Genomic DNA, 8,288 nt, shown 5'->3' with positions numbered 1-8,288 from the left:
AAGTCTTCGCCGCCCAGGAAGGTGTCGCCGTTGGTGGACAGCACTTCGAACTGCTTTTCGCCATCGACATCGGCAATTTCAATGATCGAGATGTCGAACGTGCCGCCGCCCAGGTCATAGACCGCAATCTTGCGGTCGCCTTTTTCCTGCTTGTCCAGGCCAAAGGCCAGGGCTGCTGCGGTGGGCTCGTTGATGATGCGCTTGACATCCAGACCGGCAATGCGGCCAGCGTCCTTGGTGGCCTGGCGCTGTGCGTCATTGAAGTAAGCAGGCACCGTGATCACGGCTTCCGTGACCGGCTCGCCGAGGTAGTCTTCGGCGGTTTTCTTCATTTTGCGCAGAATGTCGGCGCTGACCTGCTGGGCAGACATCTTCTTGCCGCGCACTTCAACCCATGCGTCGCCGTTGTCGGCCGCCACGATCGCGTAAGGCATCAGGTCGATGTCCTTCTGGACTTCTTTTTCGCTGAACTTGCGGCCAATCAGGCGCTTGACCGCGTAGAGCGTGTTCTTGGGGTTGGTCACTGCCTGGCGCTTGGCAGACGCGCCGACCAGCACTTCACCGTCTTCCTGGTAGGCGACGATGGACGGCGTGGTGCGTGCACCTTCCGAGTTTTCAATGACGCGGGGGGTGTTGCCCTCCATGATGGAGACGCAGCTGTTGGTGGTTCCCAAGTCGATGCCGATGATTCTGCCCATGATTAACTCCTGCTTTTTTGTTTCGTTGGATATTGGATGGTCGAGGCCAGTGACTCAACCGCCTCGGCGATCACTGTGATGAAGAATTGCGGATAAGTTCCGTAACTTCAAGTGCCCCGGCACTTTTTTGTGTTTATTTGGGTGCGGTGACCGTCACCAGGGCGGGGCGCAGCACGCGCTCGGCAATCAAATAGCCCTTTTGCAGCACGCTGACCACGGTGTTGGCTTCCTGCTCGGCAGGCACCATGCTGATGGCCTGGTGCTGGTGCGGGTCAAACCGGGTGCCTGCGGCGGGGTTGATTTCAATGACCTTGTTGCGCTCGAGTGCGCTTTTCAGCTGCTTGAGCGTGGCTTGTGCGCCTTCGCGGAATTGCTCCAGCGTGGCATCCTTGATGGAAAGCGCCGCTTCCAGGCTGTCGGCTACGGGCAGCAGGCTTTCAGCGAAGCTTTCCAGCGCGAATTTACGCGCTTTGGACACTTCGTCGTCAGCGCGGCGGCGGGCGTTCTCGGTTTCGGCCTTGGCGCGCAGGTAGCTGTCGGCCAGTTCGGTGTTTTTGGCCTGCAGGATGGCCAACTCGGCTTGCGCGCTGTTTTGCGCGTCAAATTCGTTGGCCGCCTGGGCGGCTTCCTGCTCTTCGGGGCTGGGCGCGCCGGTCAGGTTTTGGTTTTGATCGGATGGTGTATTTTGGGACATGCTGGATGACAGAATTGAAGCCAATAATTTATGTAGCTGGGGCCTGCAAACCCCTTTTCAAGACATGGGATTCGCCGCTGAACCGGAAAAAGTTGCTTTGCAGCGCCATGTCAGCCCGTTCAGCAAGCTGCAAAAAAGCAGGCGCAAGGCCTGCCTGAATGGAAAGCGGAAAAAATCAGTCCGCCGGGGCCAGTGCTGCCTTGGCCTGGCTGGTAGCCCATTTGCCGGCAAATGCCTGCAGGTCGTTCAGGCGCTTGAGCAGGTCTGCGCCCAGCGTGGTCACCGTGTAGCCGTCGCCGCCGTGCACCATCAGGCCGGCTGCACGCAATTCCTTGATGCGGGTATTGAGGGTGTTGGGCGTGATGCTGCCAACGCTGTCTTGCAGGAGGCGAAAGGTCTGGGGATGGCCGTCTTTCAGGGCCCAGAGCACGCGCAAGGCGTAGCGCGACTCAAGCAGTTCAAGCAGCTGGCCTATAGCGACATTTTCTTTTGCACTCATCAGGTTATCTCCTCGGGTCACAGGTGGTTTTAAAGCGAAAAGCTTGGCTTCAAATATAACGCAAATTCCATCCTGCTACGAGTTTTATAGCTGCTAACGCCCGCTGCATGTGCGCTACAGGACTAAAACTTTGCAGATTCAACTACAAAGTGCATCAGGTGGCAGTTTAAGCGGCGTCATTTTCAAGTGACAAAAGACCTCATGCGGGGTGCGCAAGGGTGAGGGCGTATTCAGCGCAGCATGCAGGGCATCTTGCTGTTGAACTTCCAGTCGGGAATCAAATGCTGCATGGCGGCGGCGTCATCCCGCGCGCCCAGCCCGTGCGCCAGGTAGAGCTGGTGCGCTTTTTCCACTTCAATCATGTCCAGTTCCACGCCCAGGCCCGGTTGTTGGGGCACGGCCACGCAGCCATCCACGATTTGCAGTGGCGCTTTGGTCAGGCGCTGGCCGTCCTGCCAGATCCAGTGGGTGTCGATGGCGGTGACCTTGCCTGGCGCGGCGGCCGCGACGTGGGTGAACATGGCCAGCGAAATGTCGAAGTGGTTGTTGGAATGCGAGCCCCAGGTAAGCCCCCAGGTCTGGCAGATCTGCGCCACGCGCACCGAGCCCTGCATGGTCCAGAAGTGCGGGTCGGCCAGCGGGATGTCGACCGACTGCAGGTGAATCGTGTGCGCCAGTTCGCGCCAGTCGGTCGCCACCATGTTGGTGGCTGTGGGCAAGCCGGTGGCACGGCGGAACTCGGCCATCACCTCGCGCCCCGAGAAAACACCTTCGGCACCGCAGGGGTCTTCGGCATAGGCCAGCTCCTTGTGGCGGTCGCGGCACAGCCGCACCGCGTCCTTGAGCAGCCAGCCGCCGTTGGGGTCCAGCGTGATGCGGGCCTCGGGGAAGCGCTCTGACAGGGCGATGATGGCGTCCATTTCTTCGTCGCCGCGCAGCACGCCGCCCTTGAGCTTGAAGTCCTTGAAGCCGTAGCGCTGGTAGGCCGCTTCGGCCAGCGCCACGATGGACTCGGCGTTCATGGCGGGCTCGTGGCGCAGGCGCAGCCAGTCGTCTGCGGCATCGGGCGCCGAGGCATAGGCCAGATCGGTCTGCTTGCGGTCCGCGATGTAGAACAGGTAGCCCAGCATGGCGACCGAATCGCGCTGCTGGCCTTCCCCGAGCAGCGCGGCCACGGGAACGCCCAGGAACTGGCCGAGCAAGTCGAGCAGCGCGCTTTCCACGGCCGTCATGGCATGGATGGTCACGCGCAGGTCAAAGGTCTGGTTGCCGCGGCCGCCGCTGTCGCGTTCGGCAAAGCGGCTGCGCAGCGTGTTCAGGATCTGGTTCCAGTTGCCGATCGACTGCCCCTCGATCAGTTCGCGCGCATCTTCCAGCGTGCTGCGGATTTTCTCGCCGCCCGGCACCTCGCCGACGCCGGTGCGCCCGGCGCTGTCGCTCAGGATCAGGAGGTTGCGGGTGAAAAACGGGCCATGGGCGCCGCTCAGGTTGAGCAGCATGCTGTCTTGTCCAGCCACGGGAATCACCTGTACCCGGGTGATTCGTGGTGTTTGCGCGGGGGAGGGGGTGTTGGAAGCAGGCATGCCGGATCTGTAAAAAGTGGATCGGTTTATTGATCAGACATCGTACAACTAGTTTATTTTTTACGCAAGCGTGTTCACCCCGATGGAACCTGGCTCCGGGGTTTCGGCAGGGCCGGCCTGCGGCTGCGTGGTGTGCGCGTTGCTGCCCCGGCGCAGGCGTTCCCGGCTGTTGGACAAATGGGTGCGCATGGCGGCGCGCGCTGCCTCGGCGTCCTGGTCGCGAATGGCGATGAAAATGCTTTCGTGCTCGCTGTTGACGCGCTGCAGGTAATTCAGGCGGCCTTCCGGTGCGCTGTGCGCCGTGTTGACCCGGGTGCGCGGAATGATCATGGTGCCCAGGTAAGTCATCAGGTCGGCAAAGTGGCGGTTTCCGGTGGCGCGGGCGACTTCCATATGGAACTGGAAGTCGGGCGGCACCGCATCGGAGTCGCGGCTGATGGAGTCGTGAAACGCGTGCAGGGCCGCCTCCAGCGCGACAAGATTTTCCGGGGTTCTCCTCTGGGCAGCGAGGCCGGCCGCCTCGGTTTCAAGGCTGATGCGCAACTCAAGGACCGAAATGACGTCGGCCACGGTGGCAAAGTCTTCGGCCGTTATCTTGAAGTTGCCGGCCTCCTGGGGCGGCAGCACAAAGGTGCCAATACCGTGACGGGTTTCGACCAGCCCCGAGGCCTGGAGCCTGGAAAGCGACTCGCGCACGACAGTGCGGCTGACGTCAAAGCGGGCCATGATTTCCGCCTCTGTCGGCAATTTTTCACCCGGTTTCATTTGACCTGTGCGAATGCTGGCGGCCAGGTTTTCGACGATTTCGCTAACCAGCCCGCGCGGCCGGCGGACGCGCTGGGGTGGCTCGCCGCTTGAACGGGCGTCGCCGGTTTTGGCGAGGCTAGGGGTTTTCCATGAGTTCATTTAAAAACCGTTGACAGGTTGAAGGGCTGCTTGGACAATTTAAGTCATCAGACAACGTATGACTGATGTTCGATGGAATGACTCTAACAAAGCTATTGCAAAAGTCCAGTGTTTTTAAACGAAACGGCCTTTAAAAAATGACGATCAAAGTGCACGAAAAGCTGCTGTTGACCGGCGCAGCAGGTGGGTTGGGCAAAGCCTTGCGAGACCGCCTCAAAGCCAACTGTTCCGTCCTGCGTCTGTCCGATGTGCGGGCTTTCGGGGATGCGGCCTGCGGGGAAGAAATCATTCTGGCCGATCTGGCGGATGCTGCTGCGGTAAACGCCATGGTCCAGGGCGTGGACGCCATCGTTCACCTGGGCGGAATGTCGGTCGAAGGGCCGTTCGGCCCCATCCTGCAGGCCAATATTTTAGGCGCTTACAACCTCTATGAGGCAGCCCGCAAGCATGGCGTCAAGCGCGTCGTGTTCGCCAGCTCCAACCATGTGACCGGTTTTTACCGGCAGGACGAAACCATCACCGCCGACCACCCGGCCCGGCCCGATGGCATGTACGGCCTGAGCAAGGCGTTTGGCGAGGACCTGTCGCGCTTTTACTTTGACCGCTACGGCATTGAAACCGCTTGCGTGCGCATCGGGTCCTCGTTCCCAGAGCCCAGGGACCGCCGCATGCTTGCCACCTGGCTGAGCTTTGATGATTTGCACCGCCTGATCACGGCTTGCCTGACCACGCCGGTGCTCGGTCACAGCATCATTTTTGGCATGTCCGACAACGCCGTGACCTGGTGGGACAACAGCCGGGCCCGCCACATCGGTTTTGTGCCGCAGGACAGCTCGGACCTGTTCCGCGACGCCGTTTATGCCCGCACCCCCAACCCGGACCTGAACGATCCGGTGGCCCAGTACCAGGGTGGCGGCTTTGTGGTGGCCGGACCGTTTGGCGACTGAGCACCATGCGTGCTACCCCAAAGGTTGAGTTGGTGCTCGACGCGCGCAATGGAACCGGTGAAAGCCCGGTCTGGCATGGCGCGGAGCAGGCGCTGTACTGGGTCGATATTCCGGCGCGCAAGCTGTGCCGCTGGACGCCCGCCACCGGCGAGAGCCGTAGCTGGCTGGCGCCTGAGATGCTGGCCTGCGTGGCACCGATGGCCGGGCCTGGCCGCTGGATCGCCGGTGCCGAAAGCGGCGTGTTCGCGCTTGAACTCCGTGACGACGGACAACTGGGCTTTGAAAGCCTGGCGCCCGTCGGCCACGCCATGCCCGGCATGCGTTTCAACGATGGCCGCTGCGACCGCCAGGGCCGCTTCCTGGCTGGCACCATGTTGATGAATATGGCCGCTGGTGCAAGCGTGGGCTGTGTTTATAGCTATCAGAAAGATACTGGCTTGATGCCACTGCTGGACGGCTTCATCACGCCCAACGGCATGGCCTTCAGCCCGGACGGCCGCACCCTGTACCTGTCGGATTCGCATCCGTCGGTGCAGTCGGTCTGGGCCTTTGACTACGACCTTGATACGGGCACGCCGTCGAACCGCCGGCTGTTCATCGACATGAACCCGCTGCCCGGCCGGCCCGATGGCGCGGCGGTGGATGAAGATGGCTGCTACTGGATCTGCGGCAACGACGCCGGCCTGATTCACCGCTTCACGCCAGCCGGCAAGCTGGACCGCTCGCTGGCCGTGCCCGTCAAGAAACCGGCCATGTGCGCTTTTGGCGGCGCAGGCCTGGACACCCTGTTCGTGACATCGATTCGCCCGGAAGGAATCGATTTATCTGACCAGCCGCTGGCCGGCGGTGTGTTTGCGCTGCGCCCCGGCGTGCGCGGACTGCCTGAGCCGACGTATCTGCATTCTTAGAAGTTTTCCGCTACCACCCTTAACTACACAGAGGATGACATGAAGATTCAAAAAACACTGTTTGCCGTCGCAGCCACACTGGCCATGACGCCATTGACCGGTTTCGCCGCCGACTTCCGTTCCGCCGACATCCACAATGCCGACGATTACCCGACCGTGGTCGCCGTCAAGTACATGAGCGACGTGCTGAATAAAAACAGCGGTGGCAAATACAAGATCAAGGTGTTCAACAAGGGTGCGCTGGGCACTGAGAAGGAAACCATTGACCAGGTCAAGATCGGCGCGCTCGACTTGACCCGGGTGAACATCAGCCCCATGAATTCGATCTGCCAGAAGACGCAGGTTCCGACCATGCCCTTCCTGTTCAAGTCGGTCGAGCACATGCGTAAATCGCTCGATGGCCCTATTGGCGAGGAAATTCTGAAGGACTGCGAAGCCCAGGGCTTCATCGGCCTGGCTTTTTATGACAGCGGCGCGCGCTCGATCTATGCCAAGAAGCCGATCAAGACCGTGGCCGACGTGAAGGGCATGAAGATTCGCGTCCAGCAGTCCGACCTGTGGGTCGCCCTGATTGGCGCCATGGGCGGCAACGCCACGCCCATGCCTTACGGAGAGGTCTACACCGGTCTGAAGACCGGCCTGATCGACGCAGCCGAGAACAACATTCCTTCCTTCGACACGTCCAAGCACTACGAAGCCGTGAAGTTCTACTCCAGGACCGAGCATTCGATGGCGCCGGAAATGCTGCTGATGTCCAAGGTGATCTGGGACAAGTTGCCCAAGGCCGACCAGGACATGATCCGCAGCGCGGCCAAGGAGTCGGTCGCCGTCCAGCGCAAGAAGTGGGACGAGCAGGAGGCCAAGTCGCTGGCCGTGGTAAAGGCCGGCGGCGCGCAGATCGTCGAGGTGGACAAGGCTTCGTTCCAGTCCGTGATGGGGCCGGTTTATGACAAGTTCATTGTCACGCCAGACATGAAGCGCCTGGTCAAAGCCGTTCAGGACACCAAGTAACCATTAGCCAGCAAGCCCCATCCCCCGGCGCCACGCCAGGGGATGGGCAGCGCTTCGTCCCTGTGTTGGGTGCGGGCGACGCGACAAGGCAAGGCGAAAAACATGAACTTCTATACAAAATTTTGCGCGATGCTGTCCAAGATCAGCCTGATCCTGGCCGTCATAGGACTGCTCGCCGTCGTCCTGTGCGTGCAATGGCAGGTGATTGGGCGTTACGTCCTCAACGACACGCCGACCTGGGCCGAGGCACTGGCCCTGCTGCTGGTGCTGTTTGTCACCGCGTTCGGCCTGGCGGTCGGTGTGCGCGACGCCGGCCACATTGGCCTGGAATCGCTGGTCGTGCTGTTGCCTGAAAAATGGCAGCACCGCATTGAAATCCTGATCCATGTGCTGGTCGGCCTGTTCGGCGCGCTGATGGTGCATGGCGGCTCGCTCTGGATGATGGCCAAGTGGAACGAGAAAAAACCCATGATGCCCGTTCCCGATGGCATCGACTACCTGCCGCTGGTGATCGCCGGCGTGCTCATCGTGCTGTTTTCAATTGAACATATCATCGCGCTGCTGCGCGGCCAAGTCGTGGAGCCAGCATGGAACTGACAGTACTCGCCCTGAGCTTCACGCTCCTGCTGATCATCGGCGTGCCGGTCGCATTCGCGATTGGCCTGTCTTCGGTCGCCACCATCATCGCCGCGGGCCTGCCGATCGCGGTGGTGTTCCAGAAGATGGTCGGTGGCATGCAGATATTCTCCTTCCTCGCCATTCCGTTCTTTGTCTTCGCCGGCGAACTGATGCTCTATGGCGGCATTGCCGAGCGCATCGTGCGGTTTGCCAATAGCCTGGTCGGCCATGTGCGCGGCGGCCTGGGCATGAGCAACGTCATCGGCTGCACGCTGTTCGGTGGCGTGGCCGGATCGCCCCTGGCGGACGTGTCCGCCATCGGCTCGGTGATGATTCCGCTGATGAAGAAGGAGGGCTACGACGCCGACTACGCGGTCAACGTCACCACCCATGCCGCGCTGGTCGGCGCCATCATGCCGACCTC

Annotated in this window: 10 protein-coding genes; 5 read left to right on the top strand and 5 right to left on the bottom strand. The window is 61.1% G+C overall.

The genetic code is table 11. The features are described from left to right. The 5 genes from IV091_RS14455 to IV091_RS14435 all read right to left on the bottom strand — a co-directional run. Window positions 1-698 (bottom strand): Hsp70 family protein (locus IV091_RS14455; RefSeq protein ID WP_293469925.1); only part of this gene is annotated, 698 nt, incomplete at its 3' end. Between the two features lie 133 nt (window positions 699-831). Then, the gene (gene grpE / locus IV091_RS14450) at window positions 832-1,392 is read right to left on the bottom strand and encodes a nucleotide exchange factor GrpE (RefSeq protein WP_293469924.1); all 561 of its coding nucleotides are present in this window, start codon (window positions 1,390-1,392) and stop codon (window positions 832-834) included. A gap of 175 nt (window positions 1,393-1,567) precedes the next feature. Beyond that, window positions 1,568-1,891 (bottom strand): winged helix-turn-helix transcriptional regulator, encoded by a 324-nt coding sequence (locus IV091_RS14445; protein WP_293469923.1) that lies wholly within the window; start codon window positions 1,889-1,891, stop codon window positions 1,568-1,570. Between the two features lie 230 nt (window positions 1,892-2,121). Then, a complete protein-coding gene (gene gudD, locus IV091_RS14440; RefSeq protein WP_293469922.1) occupies window positions 2,122-3,474 on the bottom strand; it encodes a glucarate dehydratase in 1,353 nt (450 codons plus the stop codon). 60 nt (window positions 3,475-3,534) lie between these two features. Next, a complete protein-coding gene (locus IV091_RS14435) occupies window positions 3,535-4,380 on the bottom strand; it encodes a FadR/GntR family transcriptional regulator (protein WP_293469921.1) in 846 nt (281 codons plus the stop codon). A gap of 137 nt (window positions 4,381-4,517) precedes the next feature. Between IV091_RS14435 and IV091_RS14430 the strand changes: the two genes are divergently transcribed. The 5 genes from IV091_RS14430 to IV091_RS14410 form a co-directional block, all read left to right on the top strand. Further along, window positions 4,518-5,327: an NAD(P)-dependent oxidoreductase gene (locus IV091_RS14430; protein ID WP_293469920.1), complete on the top strand. Its 810-nt coding sequence runs from the start codon at window positions 4,518-4,520 to the stop codon at window positions 5,325-5,327. 5 nt (window positions 5,328-5,332) lie between these two features. Then, window positions 5,333-6,235: an SMP-30/gluconolactonase/LRE family protein gene (locus tag IV091_RS14425; RefSeq protein WP_293469919.1), complete on the top strand. Its 903-nt coding sequence runs from the start codon at window positions 5,333-5,335 to the stop codon at window positions 6,233-6,235. Between the two features lie 39 nt (window positions 6,236-6,274). Beyond that, on the top strand, window positions 6,275-7,246 hold the full coding sequence (locus IV091_RS14420) for a TRAP transporter substrate-binding protein (protein ID WP_293469918.1): 972 nt from the start codon (window positions 6,275-6,277) through the stop codon (window positions 7,244-7,246). A 102-nt stretch (window positions 7,247-7,348) separates the two neighbouring features. Next, entirely contained in the window at window positions 7,349-7,843 is a 495-nt protein-coding gene (locus tag IV091_RS14415; protein ID WP_293469917.1) for a TRAP transporter small permease, read from the top strand. Continuing rightward, window positions 7,834-8,288: TRAP transporter large permease subunit (locus IV091_RS14410; RefSeq protein WP_293469915.1), on the top strand; the 455-nt coding region annotated here is incomplete at its 3' end. The genes IV091_RS14415 and IV091_RS14410, both read left to right, overlap by 10 nt.

This window comes from Polaromonas sp., from assembly GCF_018780625.1.
In the GTDB taxonomy this organism is placed as follows: Bacteria; Pseudomonadota; Gammaproteobacteria; order Burkholderiales; family Burkholderiaceae_C; genus Polaromonas.
This window is presented reverse-complemented; position numbering and strand designations above follow the sequence as displayed.